Genomic DNA, 16834 nt, shown 5'->3' on the forward strand with positions numbered 1-16834 from the left:
CATAGCGTGGCCAGTCGCGGATCGGACCGTTCCAGCCCGTCTTGAATGGCTCCTTGAATCTCTCGGGCGCGAAGAAGGGCTCATGCGGATCGAAAGTTTCTATCTGCAAGAGCCAGTTTTCCGCGCCGCGGTTGATATCGAGGAATTCGAACCCACGCGCGAAGCATTGAACGGACGGAAAATCCTCTTCCTTTTTGATGAACTCGCGGTTGATCATATACGGATTGTACTTGCTGATCGGCCCGCTTGCGGTCTGATTATGGTGGTACTTCTCGCGCAGACGCTCCCAATGAGGTTGAACCATCGCCTTCCACGGATCGCTTTCTTGACCCCGGATGAAGTCGAACGTGTTGTAGCGATTGTGGTAAGTCGCGCCGCCGTCCTCCCAATAGTGATAGTGATCCGTGATCAGGTGCGAATGGACGTTCTTCGTCTTCAGTAATTCCGGAAATGCGTTGTCGAACGGTTCGAGCGGCCCCCAGCTTCGATGAAGGAAAGTCAGGCGCCCGGTCAGGAGATCGCGGCGCGCGGGCATGCATGGCAGCGAGCCGACGTAGTGCTTGTCGTAGACCGCCGTCCGCGCGGCCAGCCTGTCGAAATTTGGCGTCGGAATGCGTGTTCCACCATAGCCGCCAAGCATATGCCGATTAAGGGAATCAAAAAGTACGAAAACGGTCTTCATGATGAAATCTCCGATGATGGCGGCTGAAGCCGCACAATTTTCTACATCCGACAAGATCGTTGAAGGCGATCCGTAGCGGCGAAAAACCCCGCTTGCAATGTTTTATTACCGCGTCATAATCATTTTTGCACACGTGCTCATTTTGTCATTCGACCGTTACATAGGACCCCTAAGAGCGAATTCGTTCGCGCTTTTCATGGGGCCTCCGGGCGGTCGTCAGCAATGGTGATGGCCCGCAAAGAGGTTCACACCAATCATCTGGGAGATGAAGAGATGACTATTCTGCCGACATTGAAGTGCATGACCGTTGCAGTCGCCATCCTGGCCTCGACCACCGCGCTGTCCTTAGCCAAGGACCTGACCATCACGGTCTGGGCCGGCGGAACGGGTCCGAACGACGTCTATCGCCTAGACGCGATCGACATTGCAGCCGAGCAGCTCCAGCGGGAAGCCGCGATCAAGGGTGAAGACCTCAAGATCAAGGTGGAGAAAAAGGCCTATAGCGGCTGGGAGGACTTTAAGCAGGCGATGACGCTTGCCGCGGAAGCCAAGACCGCTCCGAATATCGCCGTCACCGGCCACGAGGACATTGGCCCTTGGGCGCAGTCGGGCCTGATCGTGCCAATCGAGGACTATGTCGATCTCGATTCCTGGCCGCTTAACGACATCTATGAAAACCTGATGAATATCGCTTCCTTCAATGGCACGGTCTACGGCATTCCGCAGGATGCCGAATCCCGCCCGATGTTCTTCTGGAAGCCCTACATGAAGGCAATCGGCTATAGCGATGCCGATCTCGACGCACTGCCGCAGAAGGTCAAGGACGGCAGCTATACAATGAAAAACGTGCTGGAAGACGCCAAGAAGATGCAGGACAAGGGCCTCGTCCAGCCAGGTTACGGTTTCTATCCGCGCAACACCAACGGCCCCGATTTCTGGCAGTTCTACACCAGTTTCGGCGGTACGATGGAAGAGGATGGCAAGCTCGTCTTCGATAAGGCGGCGATGCAGCGCACCTACCAGTTCTTCGCCGACGCCGTGAAGGATGGCGTCACCAAGAAAAACCATATCGGCATGCCCAATGATCAGTGGTGGAAGGAAGTCGCTTCCGGCAAGGCCGGCATCTGGCACGGCGGCACCTGGCACTACGCGCGCTATGTCAATCAGGAAGGCCTGAAGGACTTCTTCGGTAATGTCGTCTTCACGCTGATTCCGGCCGGCGAAGGCGGCAAGGCCAACACGCTGACGCATCCGCTCGTCTATCTTCTGACCTCGGGCCACGACAAGGACGACACCGAGATCGCTGCCCAGCTGGTCAAGATCGCCTCCGAGCCGCGCATCAACGTGCTGCATGCGGTCAAATCCGCCCATCTCGGCATTTCGAAGGCCGAAACCGAAATCGAGCTCTACTCCTCCGATCGGTGGACGCGTGAAGCGACCGAGCGCCTGTTGCCCTATGCCAATGCGATGCCAAACAATGCCGATTTCGGCACGTACTGGAACATCATGTGGAAGGGCCTCGAAGCGTCCTGGACGGGCGCCAAGACCCCCGATGCCGCTGCCAACGATGTCGAGAGCGAGCTGAAGAGCACGCTCGGCGACAAGATCGTCATCCGCTAGGCGCAGTAACGCCCCGGGCGGCGTCGTCCGCCCGGGCTCTTTGCGGAGGATGCCATGAGAACGTCCAGAACGCTTGGCCTCGTAATGATCGCGCCTGCGGCGCTCATGATTCTGTTGTTTTTTCTGATGCCGGTGGTGTTGACCGCCGTCTTTTCCTTCACCAGCATGACGACGGCCACGGGCATTTCCGGTGGCGCCTATCAAGTCACCCCGAACTCGCTCATCGCGCTCAAGGACGAAATGCCGGATGTCGTGCAGCAGCTTACCGAGCCGCGCTACGTGATCGACGAAGACGGGATCAAGGGCCTCGAGGGCCTTGGGCTCGAGCCGGGCATCGCCAAGGAACTGCACGAAAAACACCTCGGCGAAGTCTTCCCCTCACGTCGCGAAGCCGAGCGCATGATCAAGGATCTTGAGGACCGGCCGTCGACGCGGGAGGTCAAGCAAATCTCGGAGCAGTTTAACCGTTCCGTTGCCAATCTACGCTTCTCGAACAAGGAAGAACTCTTCGCCTCGCTCGACAAGTTCGGCATCAAAATGACACCGGAGCAAAAGGAAAGCCTCGCCAAAGCGACCTATACTGGCTGGAGCTGGACGACGGAGAACTTCTCGCGCATCGCCTCCTCGCCGGACATGGCACAGGTCCTCTTCAACACATTGCTCTACGTCGCCCTTGTGCTCGTGCTCTTCAACACGAGCTACGCCATGCTGCTGGCGATCTGGACACATTATATGCCGGATGCGCCGGCAGCGATTTTCCGGTCTGTCTGGCTTCTGCCGCGGATCACGCCCGTCGTCATCTACGTGCTGATGTGGAAATGGCTCGCCTGGGATACCGGCTTCATCTCCACCCTCATGAGCAAATTCGGGTACCCGCCGAAGAACTACCTGCTCGACAACGCTTACAATGCCTGGTTCTTCGTTGTGCTGATCAACGGTTTCATCGGCGCCTCGATGGGCATGCTGGTCTTTTCCTCTGCACTGAAAGCAATCCCGAAGAGCCAATTCTTCGCAAGCGAGGTGGATGGCGCCAGCCGCTGGCAGCAGATCCGCTATATCATACTGCCGCAAATGCGCTGGCCGATCCTCTTCGTCACCTGCTATCAAACGCTGTCGCTGCTCGCCTCCTTCAACGAAATCCTCCTTTCGACTCGGGGCGGACCAGGCAAGGCGACCGAAGTCTGGTCCCTTGCCGCCTATCACACGGCACTCAATAACTATGCAGGTAATCTGGAATATGGCCTCGGCGCCGCCATGGCGCTGGTACTCGTCGCAATCGGCATAATCCTGTCGCTCGCCTATCTGCGCGTCTTCAACTACGCCGCGCTGGTTGCGCGACCGCTCATCGAGGATTGATCATGGCGCAGAAATCGCAGCCCTCGGCAAACTACCGCACCTGGCCGGTCATTCTGGCGCTCACCATCGTCAGCCTGCCGTTGGTGCTGATGTATGCCTATCTCTTCATCGACACGATCACAGACAAGCAGTCCGCGTCGCTGATCCCGGATTCGCTCACCCTTCGCCACTGGTCATTCCTCTGGCAAACACCGCCCGGAAAACCGAACATCTGGCTGGTGACGCTGAACACGCTTATCTTCACGGCGAGCACAACGACCGTGGTACTCATCGTCTCCTCGATGGCGGGCTACGTGCTGTCACGTTTGAACGTCCCTGCCCGCGGCTTCTTCCTCGCCGGGGTCATGGTGCTGCATGCCTTTCCATCGGTCACGCTGATCATCGCGATCTTCATCGTGCTGCAGATGGTCGGCCTCTATAACTCGCTGATCGGCGTCATCCTTGTGAAGGCTGCCATCGACCTGCCGCTTGGCATATGGCTGATGAAGGGCTTCTACGACAGCGTGCCCTGGGAGATCGAGATGGCGGGCGTCGTCGACGGCGCCTCGCGCTTCCGCGTCTGGCGCAGCCTCGTGCTGCCGCAGGTGCGACCGGCGATCATGGCACTGGCGCTCTTCTCCTTCCTTTCGGGCTGGGGAGAATTCATCCTACCGCAGGTATTGGCGCCGGGCGGTCAAGTACAGGTGCTCTCGGTCTATCTTGCGGGACTGATCGCCGATGACAACAACTTCAACTTCGGCACCTTCAAGGCCGTGGGCGTGTTCTATGTGATCCCGGTGCTGCTGCTTTACGCGTTCTTCCACAAGTATCTCATGAATATCTACGGCGGAGGGAGTAAAGGCTGATGCGTATCCTCCTCGACAGTTTCTCGAAGAGCTTCGGCGCCACCAAGGTGATCGAAAACATGAACCTGGAAGTGGCGCATGGGGAGATGCTGGCCCTGCTCGGCCCCTCGGGCTGCGGCAAGTCGACGACGCTCTTTGCAATCTGCGGCATCCATCGCCCGACCGGCGGCCGCATCCTCTTCGGCGACCGCGACGTGACCAACCTTCCGAGTCAGGCCCGCAATGTTGGTGTCGTCTTCCAGTCCTACGCGCTCTACCCGCACATGACCGTTGCCGAAAACATCGGCTTTCCGCTGAAGGTCAAGGGCATGCCCTCAGCCGATATCCGTAAAGAGGTCGACGGCATCGCCACGCTCGTGCAGATCGGCAACTTGATGGGCCGGCGCCCCTCGGAGCTTTCCGGCGGGCAGCAACAGCGTGTCGCACTTGCCCGCGCGCTGATTCGCAGGCCCGACGTTCTGCTTCTCGACGAGCCGCTCGCCAATCTCGATGCAAAGCTCCGGCTGGAGATGCGCTCGGAAATCCGCCGCATCCAGCGTGAGACGGGGATCACGGCGATCCTGGTCACCCACGATCAGGTAGAGGCCATGAGCATGTGCGACCGCATCGCCATCATGAAAGAAGGCGAGATCATACAGATCGCAACACCCGCAGAGATGTACAACGACCCGCACACCGCCTTTGTTGCCGGCTTCCTTGGTAATCCGCCGATCACCTTCCTCCACGGCGTGGCGGCACAGGGTGCCTTTTCCATTCCTGGCAGCGAGATCAAGGTTCCACTCCCCGTTTCGGTCGCCGCCGACGAAGGAACCAAGCTGATGCTCGGCGTGCGGCCGGAGCACTATAATCCGGCGGGCGACGTGCCGGTCACAGGCATCGTGAACTTCGCCGAAACGCAGGGCCGTGAAAATCTCTATGACGTAAAGCTTGCCGGCGGACCGTTGCTGCGCTCCATCCAGCCGGTTCGCCACGATATCAGGATCGGCGACGAGGTCACCTGGGCAATCGACAGCCGCAACGTGCTCGTTTTCGACGAAACCGGACGGAAGCTCTGATGCAACGCGATTTTTCGGCCTTCTTCGAGCGCTACGGCTGGCCTGTCAGCAAGGGCAGGCTGCCTTTCTGCATCGGCCATCGCGGTGCGAGCGGCCATGAGCGGGAGAACACACTCGAAGCCTTCCAGCGCGCAGCCGATCTCGGCGCGGAAATGTGGGAACTCGACACGCAGCTCACCAAGGACGGCGTGGTTGTGGTCTCCCACGACGATCATCTGGAGCGCGTTTTCGGCATCGACCGCCGTATTTCCGAGATGACGGCCGCCGAGCTTGCCGCCCTCGAAGGCGTCAATGTTCCAACTTTCGAAGCAGTCGCGGCACTCGGGCGGCAGACCAATACTGGCCTTTACATCGAGCTCAAGGCGCCGGGCACGGGACTTCTCTGCTGGAAGCATCTCGCCGAAAAGAACCAGCGCTTCGCCTGCCTCGGCTCCTTCGATACAGCACAGGTCCGCGAGCTGCGCGAGGCGGGCTGCGACTATCCGCGTTCCGTCCTGATCCGCGTCAGTCACGATCCGCATGCGCTCGGCGACGAGGCCGGCGCCGATATCCTGCATCTCTGCTGGGAGAGAGCCGGCGAACGGCCTCAGGATCTGGTCACTCCGGCTTTGATGGCGCGCGCGTTCGGCGAAGGCCGCGAGATCGTGCTGTGGCACGAGGAAAGACGGTCGATCCTCGATGAGATAATGAGACTGCCGGTGCTCGGTATCTGCACGGATTTGCCGGACATGATGCGCACCGTGCCTGGTGGGGATGGAAAATTTGGCGGACAAGGATAAAGGACCGCGCCGAGTAACGTCCTTCGACGTGGCGCGCGTGGCAGGCGTCTCGCGCGCGGCGGTATCGCGCGCCTTCACGCCGGATGCGAGCGTTTCGTCAAAGACACGCGAAAAGGTCTACCAAGCGGCCAAGGAGCTGGGCTACCGCGTCAACTATCTCGCGCGCAGCCTGACGAACAAGCGGTCCGATCTTGTCGGCGTCGTCGCCGCAGGGCTCGACAATCCGTTTCGCACGCTTCAGATCGAGCATCTCACGCGGACGCTCATTGCCCGCAATTTCCGTCCGATCCTGCTGCCGACCTCGAAGGAGGCGGATACGTCGACCGTCATCGGCCAGCTTCTGCATTATGCCGTCTCCGGCGTGATCGTCACATCGGACGCGCCGCCGACGGAGATCTGCGAGCAGTGTGCCGCCGAAGGCGTGCCGATTGTGCTGATCAACAAGGGCGACGACATTCCCTTCGTCGATCGCATCATTTCCGATGACCGCACTGCCGGGCACCTGGCGGCCGATCACCTGATTGATAACGGCGCCAAGCGCCTCATCGCGATTGCCGCGTCCTCTGTTTCCTACACGGCACGCCGCCGCAGCGAGGCTTTCCTTGCCCGCTGCCGCCAGCGTGGCCTTGAGGGACAGCTATTATCCGTCCCCGTAAACGACTATCGAAGCGGCTTCGAGACGGCGTCTGGGCTTGTCTCCTCCGGCGTCGACGGGGTCTTCTGCGCCAATGACTATATGGCCTGCGGCGTGATCGACCGGCTGATGGCCGGCCGCAGCCGTCAAGACGCGCCCGCCATACGCGTCATCGGCCACGATGATATTCCCCAGGCAAGCTGGGCCGCCTACGAACTCACGACCATCCGCCAACCCTGCGACCTGCAGGCCGAAAGGGCCATCGACCTGCTAACTAGCCGAATCGCCAAGCCCGACATGACGGCGCGCATAGAATTCACGCCCGTTTCGCTGATCACGAGAAGGACTGCCTGATGAGTTCCGCATTCGATTCCTCTGCCCTTGAGGCCCGTGCCGCAGCTGCGATCGAGATCGCCCGCCGTGTTGGCCGCGAGGCGGCTCGCTTCCGCAGGGAAATGGGTTCCGAATTGAAGGTCGAGAACAAGGGCCTGCAGGATTTCGTAACCATAGCCGACCGCAATGCCGAGGAAGCCATTCGCGACGGGCTGCTTATGCTGTTCCCGCAAGACACCTTCATGGGCGAGGAAACCGGCGGCGGAGCCGGCAGGGCTGGAACCTGGGTGGTCGACCCGATCGACGGGACGACGAACTACATCCGCGGCTTCAGCCACTGGGGTGTGTCGATCGCCTTCTGCGCCGAGGACCGTCTGGAGATCGGCGTCGTCTACGACGCCGCGAAGGATGCGGTTTTCTCGGCGATCCGCGGCCGAGGTGCCTTTTGCGAGGGGACTCCCATTCATGCCGCAGCGACGAACGATCCTGCCAATGCCATTTGCATCCTCGGCCATTCGCGCAAGACGAGCTTCGACGAACACCTTGCGGTCTCTCGGCGGCTGCATGAATGTGGCATGGACTATCGTCGCATGGGTGCCGCAGCGATCGACCTTCTACGTGTCGCCGAGGGAGCGGCCGATCTCTATTACGAGCGGCACCTTAACGCCTGGGATATGCTCGCAGGCGCGCTGATCGCGCGCGAAGCGGGCGCGACGATCGCCATACCCGCGCTCTCGGCGCTCCTGTCTGAAGGCGGCCCGGTTGTTGCCTATTCACCGGGGCTTGCCCGACAATTCGAATTTCTTCTGGAAATCGAGGGTCTGGCGCCGGTCACGGATTGATCAGACCGTCACGCGCCTTTTCCAGGCGCGCTCTGTCGCAGGGGCCTCGTCAGTGGTCACCTCATCCGGTTTCAGCGCCATCAGCGCCGAAAAGTTCATCCATTCCTGGTCGTCAAATCCCGCGTCCGGATTCTTCAATGTGAAGGTCCAGGCATCAACACGCCGTCCCTCGGCCCGGCAAAGGCCGATCATGTCGAAACCGTCGGAGTCGGCGCGCAGGATCAGAGGCCAGTGAAGGTAGACGATATCCGGCTCCGTCGGCCCGCGCAGGTCGATCAAAAGTTCGCGCTCGACGGCGGCCAGACCTTCCCGTTCGTAGATATCGACCAACTTGTCGGTTGGATCGATCCCCCGCTTCAAATGCGGCAGGCGCTCCTTTACCGCCACGATCAGGTCAAGGCAGGCACCGCTGACCACCACCGAAGCGGCGATGTTGCTGAAATGCGCCGCCAGATGCGTAACCCCCTGCTCACCGATCGTCGCGTAATCGTCCTTCATGTCGAACTGCAGCGACGCACGCGGATGGGCCATTTGCATCATGGCAGAAAGATCTTCGCTCAGGATCAACGGCCGCCCGCCCTCCTGCATGCGAACGGAAAGCAGTTCCTCCATCATCTTATCGGCAATTGGCCCGCGTCCCGTCGTCTCGCCCTCCAACACGGCGTCGTGCAGGACGACAAAGCCTCGATCTGCGCGCACACGAAGATCGAGCTCCATCGACGCGCCCTCCTTGAAGCCCGCCCGCATAGCCTCGCGCGAGAAAAGCGGGTCCCGCATGCTACGGCGCAGGCGGTGCCATTTCAGCCGCGTGCAATGGCCTCCATGGTGAATTTCCAGACCCAATTCGCTCATGTCGCTAGCCCCTTCGTTGCCCCTGTGTTGCCGTGGACCGGGACAATTTGCAAGGGGCATAGCACGAAGGCGCACGATTGATACGGCATCTGCGAGCTTGCTCAACCCTACGAGGGCCAGCAGTTCCCCTATCGGCGTTTCGGTTCTTTAGTCTCGCACCAGCACCGCGTCGCTTTTCAACCAAAATGGTGCCAGATAGAGCGGGGTCGATGAGAAGGGCAGGATTTCATCCCGAAGCTCGACCCCAAGGCTGTTCTTCATAAACTCGCGGCGGAGCGCGATACGTCGCGCGGCTTCCGGATGTTTTGCAGCGAGCTCATCGCGCAGGCTGCTGTCTGCGAAGACGACCGTGTCTTCACAATTGAGAGCCCAGCCGGTTGGAACAGGTGTAGGGATGACATCAACTTGAAAGAGCATGCCCGAACGAATTTTATCGGTGGAGCCCGGGCGAACCGGTGTGTTGGTCCATTCTTCATAGCCGCCCAGGTGGCCCGGATTGAGCGCAGACTTCAGGTTCGCTTCGGCCAGCTTGCCGACCACGGCGTCATGGAGCGTTCCGCCCGATACGCCAATCGACGCGGTCTCATACCAGGAAATCAGTCCCTGAAAATAACCCTTGGCGATGGCAAGAAATTCCTCATTTCCGTCATCCAGCAAACCGGCACGGGAAGATAGCGCTCCCCAATGCCCAATGGCCGTGGTGACGCCGTCTCCCTTGTTCAGCTTTCGGCCGGTCGCACTCCGAAGACCAATTATGGGCTCTCCACGGCTCGCCGAGGCGAACATAGTATGAACGTTCAGCGCGTCACCGGCGTAGCCCATGCGGGATACCGCATCAAACTCGGTATCACCGACCTTTGCCCCGGATACAATCCGCCACGTCGCAAGCGAGCAGCGAGTTGCCGCCCACTCGAACTCTGCGATCTGGTCGACGTCAAGCGACGCCGTAAGGCCATTTTCCGGGTGCATGGTCACTCTGGTCTGATCGGTAACCCGGCCAGAGGGACCCACGACCCGCTGAAACGCCTGAACGTAGACAGCCGGAACAAAGACGCCCGTATCAGCCTGCTGATCTTCATATTCTTCAAGGTATTTCCATCCAACGAGGCCGACGTGGTCGCCAGACTTGATGCCCGCGTCGGCGAGCCGGTCCGCAAAACGCGGGTACCGGCTTCTATCCTGTCCCATGAGGCTGAGTGTCTGGCTGAGCAGAACGTCCAGACCCGGCAAACGTGCAAGTGGAGCGTAGCTTTCAGACTCATTGCCCGTGATCAATACGCGCTTGCCCGCCGGACCCAAGAGAAGAAATGCTTCCTCGAAACGTGGCTCGAAACCGGTGAGAAAAGCGATATTACCGAAGTGTTCGCGATCAGCATAAACGGCCAGCCAGTCGCATTTGGCATTTGCATATGCTGCGTTGGCGCGAGCTTCGTAGGTTGGCGAAGGTACCAACGGCTTATCACCAACCGCGCCGAAATCCGGGAGCGCGACCGTCTTGAGAGAGATCGTCATTTTCGTTCCTTTGTCGTTACACGCGTGAGATCAATCCGCCGTAGATGCTTAAAGTTTCACTGCACCTGGCGGGCGCCCGAGGAATAGAGATCGTCGATCGCCTCCCGTTGAGAGTAAGGCAGCGTCGTTCAGACGATACGAAGGTTCGAAGCTACGGTTCCTTACGCAAGGTTCCAATATCAAGCAGTTCTACGGAAAGTTGGGGCGGTCCGGAACTCCGCAAATCAAAAGATCGAACTGGCCCCGCAACTCCGCCTTGACTGCTCTAGCCCCGTTTTTCGCCGAGACGGGCAAGCACGAAATCGTACTGGACGTGCCAGAAGTCGCCATCGAAATCATAGGCCCTGGCGCGATCGGGGTCATCGATACGCCGGAACTCTGCAAGCAAGCTCTTCTTCACGCCAAACACCGCATCGGAGTTGATGTAGGGATCATCGGGGTCGAAGATATGGGTTGTCAGTGTTTCGAAGCCATCGGCCTTGATGATGTAGTGGAGATGCGCCGGTCGATTGGGATGGCGGCCCAGCGCTTTCAGCAGTTTCCCGACCGGACCGTCGTCCGGGATCGGATAGTATTTGGGTTTCACCGCCCGGAACCAGTAGCGCCCGTCCGGGCCGGTACGGAACACGCCGCGCAGATTGAAGTCCGGCTGAATCCCCTTTTGCTGGACGTCGTAGAAGCCCTCGTCGTTGGCCTGCCAGACATCCAGCAGCGCATTGGCGATCGGCCGTCCGTCGGTATCCACGATCCGACCTTCGATCACCATATCCTCGCCCTTCTGGTCGAGGCAGATGTTCGTCCCCATCGGCAGTTCCGGTGCGTCGGCAACGTGAAACGGACCAAGAACCGTGCTCTCCGATGCACCCGAGGGTTTGCGGTTGTTGATCGCATCGACCAACATTGAGACGCCAAGAACGTCGGACAGCAATATAAACTCCTGCCGCCACTCGTTGCACATCTGCCCCGTGCGCGTGAGAAAGAGAATGGCCTGCATCCACTCATCCTGTGTCGGCTCGATTTCCTTGACCGCCTCATGGAGTTTTCGCGTGATGACTTCCATGACCTGTTTCAGGCGCTCGTCTTTAGCGTTCTCATTTCGGCCGGTTACGACGGCGACAGAATCTTCTTCCGTGAAGAAGCCCTTTTCATGTGCTTCCATGATGCTCTCACTTATCAAGAACGGATTTCAGGACGCGGCGCAGCTCGGCTTCCGGATCGGAGACCACTGAATCTGCACGCCAGGCAACATGGTGATCGGGTCGCACCAGAATGGCGCCGGAATCCCGGACTTCGCGCGCGTTGGCCCAGTCGCCAACAAGATCCTGCCATTGCTGGCGCGGTCCGATCATGTGCGTGGCGATCCGGATATTGAACTCCTTTGCGAGCGCCTTGGCGGCCGCGACCCAACTGTCTCCGCCGATGCCGGTCAGAATGGTGAAGACGCCGTGACCGGTCAGATCAAGAGTCGAGCCTTTGTCGCCCCTATGATTGAACAGCCAAGCGTGCGGCAGGCGCGCGCCGGGCCACGTCGTCGGCTGATAGTGAAGTTCCGGATCCTTTGTGAAGGCCGGTTCGGGCTGGCCGTCGGTGAAGATCGCATGCGACTTGTAGCGCTGGTTCATCTCGACGCCATGGGCATCGAACTCGTAAACTTTGTAGGCAATCGCATCCCGGATCGCCTTGCGCTGCTTTTCCGCCTCCGGCGTGTCCTTGCAGCGGGAATCCATATTCTCCTGCATCTTGACGGGATCTACAGAGTCCAACAAGCCGAGCGCCTTGAATATCGGGCCGAATTCTTCGATCGACTTGTTGGCCCGGGTCACGATCTGCTTGGCAATCGGCGCACGCTCGGCATTGTAGGTATCCAGCAGGCCCAATCCTGCCTGTCCCCTCAACACCATGGACAGCTTCCATGCGAGATTGAAGGCATCCTGGATCGATGTGTTGGAGCCCAGTCCATTCGACGGAGGATGGCGATGCGTTGCATCGCCCATGCAGAAGACGCGTCCGTTCGACATCGTCGTCGCATACATGTTGTTGACGGTCCAGGTCGAGACCGACTTGATCTTCGGCTGAAGCTCCTGATCGCCGACGAGTTCGCGAACGACCTTGATGGCGAAATCCTCGGTCACCTCCGGCGCCGGCTGGTTGATGTCGTAGCCCCAGACGATCAGCCATTCGTTCCACGGCCGCACCATGCGCACCAGACCCATCCCGATGCCGCCGACATCGGCGCCCGGCTGCAGCACCCAATAAAGCACGGAAGGCCGGTGCGCGACATGGCGCGACAGATCAGCCTCGAACAGGATGTTCATCGAGCCACCGACGCCCATCCGGCCATCGAAGGAGAGCTTTGCGTGCTCGGCGACCTTCGAGTTGCCGCCATCGGCGCCAATCAGGAACTTGGACCGGACGGTAAGTTGCTTGCCGGTCAGCCGATCCAGACATGTTGTCGTGACGCCCTCGGCGTCCTGCTCATGGCTGATATACTCCGTCGACATGCGCGGCTGTGTCCCGCGCGAGCAGGCTGTCTTGAAAAGCAGCGGCTCCATGAAGGTCTGCGGCAGGTCGTTCATCAAGCTCGGTGAGGAGAGCTGATGCTCGGCGCGAGACAGCGGATGCTTGCCCCAGCTCTTCATGCGGCCGATTTCCTCGCCTGTCAGCGAGGTACAGAAGACATTCTCGCCCATCAGATCCTGCTCGGCAGCGAACATGTAGGCTTCGTCCTCGACATCGCGGCCAAGATCGCGCAGCACCTCCATCGTGCGCTGATTGGTGATGTGGGCGCGCGGTGTGTTGGCTAGCCATCGGTAGCGGTTGATCACCAGGTTCTCGACGCCGTAAGTGGATAGCAACGCTGCAGTTGCCGAGCCCGCCGGGCCGGTTCCGATGATGAGTACATCCGTTGTGATATCAGCCATTTGGCCCTCCTAGTTTCGTATGTTCGATGGGTCCGCCCTTGAGAATTCGGCGAACCGGAAAAAGCTGGATGCCTGTGCGGTCGGAAAACAGGCCCCAGAGCCCGCGCGGCGCAAAAAGCATTGTGACAATGGCGACCAGACCCAGGATCAAAAGATACCAAGAGCCATAGCCGGCAAGCAGGTTCTGCAGCAGAAAGAAGACGATGACGCCAACGATCGGTCCCTCGACCGTGCCGATGCCGCCGATAACGACGATGAAGATCACATAGGCCGTCCAGTCGAGCACCGAGAAGGCGGCATCCGGCGAGATGCGTTGCTTCTGGACATAGATCAGCGCCCCACAGCAGCCTGTCAGGAATGCCGCCGTCAGGTAAACCAGGGTCTTCATGCGCCGCGCATCGACGCCAACGGCGCGTGCCGCCTGTTCATTGTCCCGGACGGCCGCAAGACCAAGCCCGTGCCGTGACCGCAGCAACCCGTAGATCGCCCCGATCGTGACCAGGGCGAGCAGCAGCGCAAGCCAATAGGTCAGCGCATCGCCTGCCTCCGCCGATTTCATCCGGAACAGCGATTTCAAAGACTCGATACCGATCATCTCGCGCGTCGCGTCCCGCGGCAACGATGTGCCGGTGCCGCCGCCGAGCGCCTTCCATTGAGCAAAGAGCAGGCGGCCGACTTCGGCAATGACCCATGTGCCGATGGCGAAATAGGGACCGTAGAGGCGGAAGGTGAAAAAAGCGGTCGGCACTGCGACGATCGCCGCGACGAGGCCGGCGATGATGACTGCCGCAATCGGGTCCAGCCCGAGCAGGCTGACAAGGGCAAACATCGCGTAAGCCCCACAACCGACGAAGAGCTGCTGGCCGACCGAAATCAGGCCGGCATATCCGGCAAGCAGGTTCCAGCATTGCGCCAGCACCAGCATGGTGAGGATGAAGAACAGGTCCTGGACGGCGCCGCGCGATACCAGAAGCGGCGCCAGGAACGCGAGGATCACCGCGATCGCGGCCACGACGGCGAATATTGCGGATGCGCCCGTGCGGGTCTCGACTTTGAAGGTTGGTGCGAGCAGCTGTTCCATGGCGGCTCAATCCACTGCGCGCGGGAAAAGGCCGCGCGGCTTGAACAGGAGGACGAGAAGGAATGCGAGATGACCGGCGAGGATCTGCCATTCCGGATTGATGGCCGCGCCGACCGTCTGCGCGACCCCGAGGATGATTCCGCCGACCAGCGTTCCCCATAGCGAGCCCAACCCGCCAATGATGACGGCCTCGAAGGCGTAAATCAGCCGGGCCGGTCCGGAGGTGGGATCGAAATTGGCACGCGTTCCGAGATAGAGGGCCGCAATGGTCACCACCACCATGGCAAGCCCCGTCGCCATGGCGAAAATGCGTTGCGGCCGGATGCCCATCAGGCCTGCCGTGGTGACATCGTCCGACGTGGCCCGAAAAGCCCGACCGATCGACGTGCGATAGATCAACTGGTTCAGCGCGACGATGACGAGGATTGCCGAGGCAAAGGCGAGCATCGGCATCACACCTGCATTGATCGGCCCCAGTGGAACGGACGCCGTCTCGAGCGCCCCTGCCGAGATTCGCCGGCTGTCAGCCGTAAAGCCCTCCAGCAACCCGTTCTGGATGACAATCGAAAGACCGAAAGTGACGAGCAGCGGCGGCAGGATATCCTTTCCGAGCGTGCGGTTGAGTAGATAGTATTGAAGAATCCAACCGGTGGCGAACATGAGGGGAGCCGCAACAAGCGCGGCCACGAAAGGATGAAGCCCCAACAGGGACACAAGCGACAGGATCAGAAAGGCCGCGAAGACGATCAAGTCGCCATGGGCTAGATTGACCAGCCGCATGATGCCGAAGACCAGGCTGAGCCCCGCCGCAAAGAGTGCGTACAGACCGCCGAGCAAGATGCCTTGCGCTATCGTATCAAGCCAGTTCATGGCCATCTGCTCCGAAGTAAGCCTTGTGAATGGCGTCGCGGTCGAGATCGCACGGCTTTCCGGAGAGCGTGATGCGACCCTCCATCATGCAATAGACCCTGTTGGAGACCTTGAGCGCCTGCGCGATGTCCTGTTCGACGATGATGATCGCAGCTCCCGTTGCCCGGATCCGCGGGAAGGCGGCGTAGATGTCGCGCACCACCACCGGCGCCAGTCCGAGGCTGATCTCATCGCAAAGGAGCACGTCCGGGTTCGACATCAACGCCCTGCCGATCGCCACCATCTGCTGCTGACCACCGGACAGGGCCGTGGCAGGATTGCGCCGACGCTCCTTGAGGATCGGAAACAGCGCATAGATGCTCTCGAGCGTCCAAGGGCCCGTGGCCCTGCGGCCATAGGCGCCGATCAGCAGGTTCTCCTCGACGGTCAATGATGGAAACAGCCGCCGGCCTTCGGGCACCATCGCGATTCCCCGAGCCAGGACATCCGGCGCGGGCAGCGCGCCGACCGCCTCCCCCCGATAGCGGATGGAATCCGGTTCGTTCTTGAGGACGCCCGACAGCGACCGCATCAGCGTGGTCTTGCCGGCCCCGTTCGCGCCGATAATCGCCAGCGTCTCGCCCGCTTCGAGGCGGATATCGACGCCGAACAGCGCCTGGAAATCGCCGTAGGAGGCCGTCAGATCGTGGGTTTGGAGAAGTGCCATCACACATCGATCCCCAGGTAGATCTCGCGGACTTCTTTCGAGTTCATGATCTCGTCGGGTTTTCCGATGCCGATCACCCGACCGAAATGCAGGACGAGCAGACGCCCGACCACGGCATTGAGCGCGTGCAGGACGTGCTCGATCCAGATCACCGCAATGCCTTTGCTGTGCAACCCGCGGATGGTCGCGACCAGCGCCCGGCATTCGCCTTCCGTCAGCCCGCCGGCTATCTCGTCGAGGAGAAGGAGTTTCGGATCGGTTGCCATCGCACGAGCCAACTCCAGCCGCTTGCGCTGCAGCAGCGTCAGGCTGCCGGCCGTTGCATTGGCCTTGTTGATCAGGCCGGTATCGATCAGGATTTCTGCACAGCGATCCGCGACCTCGCCTTCCCGCTTCCGCGCGCCGAACGATCCGGCCACCAGCAGATTCTCGAAGACGGTCAGTTGGTCAAAGGGCTGCGGAATCTGGAACGTGCGGCCCATTCCGGCAAAGCACCGCGCCATCGGCGGGGTTTTCGTCACATCCGATCCTCTAAAACGGATCACGCCGCTTTCTGCCGAGATGTTGCCAGTGATCAGATTGAACAGCGTCGACTTGCCGGCGCCGTTGGGGCCGATGATTCCGAGCGCCTCTCCGTCTTCAACGGCAAAGGAAATCTGTTCGGCGACAGTCAACGCGCCGAACTTCTTCGAAACGCCTTCCAGCTCCAGTATTGGCATCCATGTCCTCCCAGCAGGAAGCCGCCT

16 protein-coding genes are annotated in these 16834 nt (G+C 60.2%); 7 read left to right on the forward strand and 9 right to left on the reverse strand.

Going from position 1 to position 16834, the window contains the following annotated elements; genetic code table 11:
• A partial coding sequence (locus tag HGP14_RS27135; protein WP_168832973.1) for a sulfatase-like hydrolase/transferase occupies nucleotides 1–682 on the reverse strand: 682 nt, incomplete at its 3' end.
• 273 nt (nucleotides 683–955) lie between these two features.
• Here HGP14_RS27135 and HGP14_RS27140 point away from each other — a divergent pair.
• From HGP14_RS27140 to HGP14_RS27170, 7 genes are read left to right on the forward strand one after another with little or no spacing between them, the layout of a single operon-like run.
• Entirely contained in the window at nucleotides 956–2302 is a 1347-nt protein-coding gene (locus HGP14_RS27140) for an extracellular solute-binding protein (RefSeq protein WP_168832974.1), read from the forward strand.
• Between the two features lie 54 nt (nucleotides 2303–2356).
• Entirely contained in the window at nucleotides 2357–3658 is a 1302-nt protein-coding gene (locus HGP14_RS27145; protein ID WP_168832975.1) for a carbohydrate ABC transporter permease, read from the forward strand.
• A gap of 2 nt (nucleotides 3659–3660) precedes the next feature.
• On the forward strand, nucleotides 3661–4503 hold the full coding sequence (locus HGP14_RS27150; RefSeq protein WP_168832976.1) for a carbohydrate ABC transporter permease: 843 nt from the start codon (nucleotides 3661–3663) through the stop codon (nucleotides 4501–4503).
• The gene (locus HGP14_RS27155; protein ID WP_168832977.1) at nucleotides 4503–5558 is read left to right on the forward strand and encodes an ABC transporter ATP-binding protein; all 1056 of its coding nucleotides are present in this window, start codon (nucleotides 4503–4505) and stop codon (nucleotides 5556–5558) included. The genes HGP14_RS27150 and HGP14_RS27155 overlap by 1 nt, the downstream gene beginning before the upstream one ends.
• Nucleotides 5558–6337 carry a glycerophosphodiester phosphodiesterase gene (locus HGP14_RS27160; RefSeq protein WP_168832978.1) on the forward strand — a complete coding sequence of 260 codons (780 nt, stop codon included), beginning with the start codon at nucleotides 5558–5560 and terminating at the stop codon, nucleotides 6335–6337. The genes HGP14_RS27155 and HGP14_RS27160 overlap by 1 nt, the downstream gene beginning before the upstream one ends.
• Nucleotides 6321–7325: a LacI family DNA-binding transcriptional regulator gene (locus HGP14_RS27165; RefSeq protein WP_168832979.1), complete on the forward strand. Its 1005-nt coding sequence runs from the start codon at nucleotides 6321–6323 to the stop codon at nucleotides 7323–7325. The genes HGP14_RS27160 and HGP14_RS27165 overlap by 17 nt, the downstream gene beginning before the upstream one ends.
• Complete coding sequence (locus HGP14_RS27170) at nucleotides 7325–8146, forward strand: inositol monophosphatase family protein (protein ID WP_168832980.1); 822 nt, start codon at nucleotides 7325–7327, stop codon at nucleotides 8144–8146. Before HGP14_RS27165 ends, HGP14_RS27170 begins: the two co-directional genes overlap by 1 nt.
• Here HGP14_RS27170 and HGP14_RS27175 read toward each other — a convergent pair whose 3' ends face one another.
• From HGP14_RS27175 to HGP14_RS27210, 8 genes are all read right to left on the reverse strand, one after another.
• On the reverse strand, nucleotides 8147–8998 hold the full coding sequence (locus HGP14_RS27175; RefSeq protein WP_168832981.1) for a glycerophosphodiester phosphodiesterase family protein: 852 nt from the start codon (nucleotides 8996–8998) through the stop codon (nucleotides 8147–8149). It lies immediately after the preceding gene.
• Between the two features lie 147 nt (nucleotides 8999–9145).
• Nucleotides 9146–10510, reverse strand: coding sequence for a M24 family metallopeptidase (locus HGP14_RS27180; protein ID WP_168832982.1), 1365 nt, complete (start codon nucleotides 10508–10510; stop codon nucleotides 9146–9148).
• A 265-nt stretch (nucleotides 10511–10775) separates the two neighbouring features.
• A complete protein-coding gene (locus tag HGP14_RS27185) occupies nucleotides 10776–11669 on the reverse strand; it encodes an intradiol ring-cleavage dioxygenase (protein ID WP_168832983.1) in 894 nt (297 codons plus the stop codon).
• A gap of 7 nt (nucleotides 11670–11676) precedes the next feature.
• On the reverse strand, nucleotides 11677–13431 hold the full coding sequence (locus HGP14_RS27190) for an FAD-dependent oxidoreductase (protein ID WP_168832984.1): 1755 nt from the start codon (nucleotides 13429–13431) through the stop codon (nucleotides 11677–11679).
• Nucleotides 13424–14512: a branched-chain amino acid ABC transporter permease gene (locus HGP14_RS27195; RefSeq protein WP_168832985.1), complete on the reverse strand. Its 1089-nt coding sequence runs from the start codon at nucleotides 14510–14512 to the stop codon at nucleotides 13424–13426. The genes HGP14_RS27190 and HGP14_RS27195 overlap by 8 nt, the downstream gene beginning before the upstream one ends.
• Before the next feature lie 6 nt (nucleotides 14513–14518).
• Nucleotides 14519–15382, reverse strand: a complete 864-nt coding sequence (locus HGP14_RS27200; RefSeq protein ID WP_168832986.1) for a branched-chain amino acid ABC transporter permease — start codon at nucleotides 15380–15382, stop codon at nucleotides 14519–14521.
• Nucleotides 15369–16088: an ABC transporter ATP-binding protein gene (locus HGP14_RS27205; RefSeq protein ID WP_168832987.1), complete on the reverse strand. Its 720-nt coding sequence runs from the start codon at nucleotides 16086–16088 to the stop codon at nucleotides 15369–15371. The genes HGP14_RS27200 and HGP14_RS27205 overlap by 14 nt, the downstream gene beginning before the upstream one ends.
• The gene (locus tag HGP14_RS27210) at nucleotides 16088–16807 is read right to left on the reverse strand and encodes an ABC transporter ATP-binding protein (protein ID WP_168832988.1); all 720 of its coding nucleotides are present in this window, start codon (nucleotides 16805–16807) and stop codon (nucleotides 16088–16090) included. The genes HGP14_RS27205 and HGP14_RS27210 overlap by 1 nt, the downstream gene beginning before the upstream one ends.
• Between the last annotated feature and the right edge of the window lie 27 nt (nucleotides 16808–16834).

Source organism: Rhizobium sp. P32RR-XVIII (genome assembly GCF_012641395.1).
In the GTDB taxonomy this organism is placed as follows: domain Bacteria; phylum Pseudomonadota; class Alphaproteobacteria; order Rhizobiales; family Rhizobiaceae; genus Rhizobium.

Bases quoted from the DNA above. Each gene is read 5' to 3' on its own strand.
- HGP14_RS27175 (WP_168832981.1), bottom strand. From the start codon at position 8,998: ATGAGCGAATTGGGTCTGGAAATTCACCATGGAGGCCATTGCACGCGG.
- HGP14_RS27170 (WP_168832980.1), top strand. From the start codon at position 7,325: ATGAGTTCCGCATTCGATTCCTCTGCCCTTGAGGCCCGTGCCGCAGCT.
- HGP14_RS27210 (WP_168832988.1), bottom strand. From the start codon at position 16,807: ATGCCAATACTGGAGCTGGAAGGCGTTTCGAAGAAGTTCGGCGCGTTG.
- HGP14_RS27205 (WP_168832987.1), bottom strand. From the start codon at position 16,088: ATGGCACTTCTCCAAACCCACGATCTGACGGCCTCCTACGGCGATTTC.
- HGP14_RS27145 (WP_168832975.1), top strand. From the start codon at position 2,357: ATGAGAACGTCCAGAACGCTTGGCCTCGTAATGATCGCGCCTGCGGCG.
- HGP14_RS27200 (WP_168832986.1), bottom strand. From the start codon at position 15,382: ATGAACTGGCTTGATACGATAGCGCAAGGCATCTTGCTCGGCGGTCTG.
- HGP14_RS27150 (WP_168832976.1), top strand. From the start codon at position 3,661: ATGGCGCAGAAATCGCAGCCCTCGGCAAACTACCGCACCTGGCCGGTC.
- HGP14_RS27140 (WP_168832974.1), top strand. From the start codon at position 956: ATGACTATTCTGCCGACATTGAAGTGCATGACCGTTGCAGTCGCCATC.
- HGP14_RS27155 (WP_168832977.1), top strand. From the start codon at position 4,503: ATGCGTATCCTCCTCGACAGTTTCTCGAAGAGCTTCGGCGCCACCAAG.
- HGP14_RS27160 (WP_168832978.1), top strand. From the start codon at position 5,558: ATGCAACGCGATTTTTCGGCCTTCTTCGAGCGCTACGGCTGGCCTGTC.
- HGP14_RS27195 (WP_168832985.1), bottom strand. From the start codon at position 14,512: ATGGAACAGCTGCTCGCACCAACCTTCAAAGTCGAGACCCGCACGGGC.
- HGP14_RS27185 (WP_168832983.1), bottom strand. From the start codon at position 11,669: ATGGAAGCACATGAAAAGGGCTTCTTCACGGAAGAAGATTCTGTCGCC.
- HGP14_RS27190 (WP_168832984.1), bottom strand. From the start codon at position 13,431: ATGGCTGATATCACAACGGATGTACTCATCATCGGAACCGGCCCGGCG.
- HGP14_RS27180 (WP_168832982.1), bottom strand. From the start codon at position 10,510: ATGACGATCTCTCTCAAGACGGTCGCGCTCCCGGATTTCGGCGCGGTT.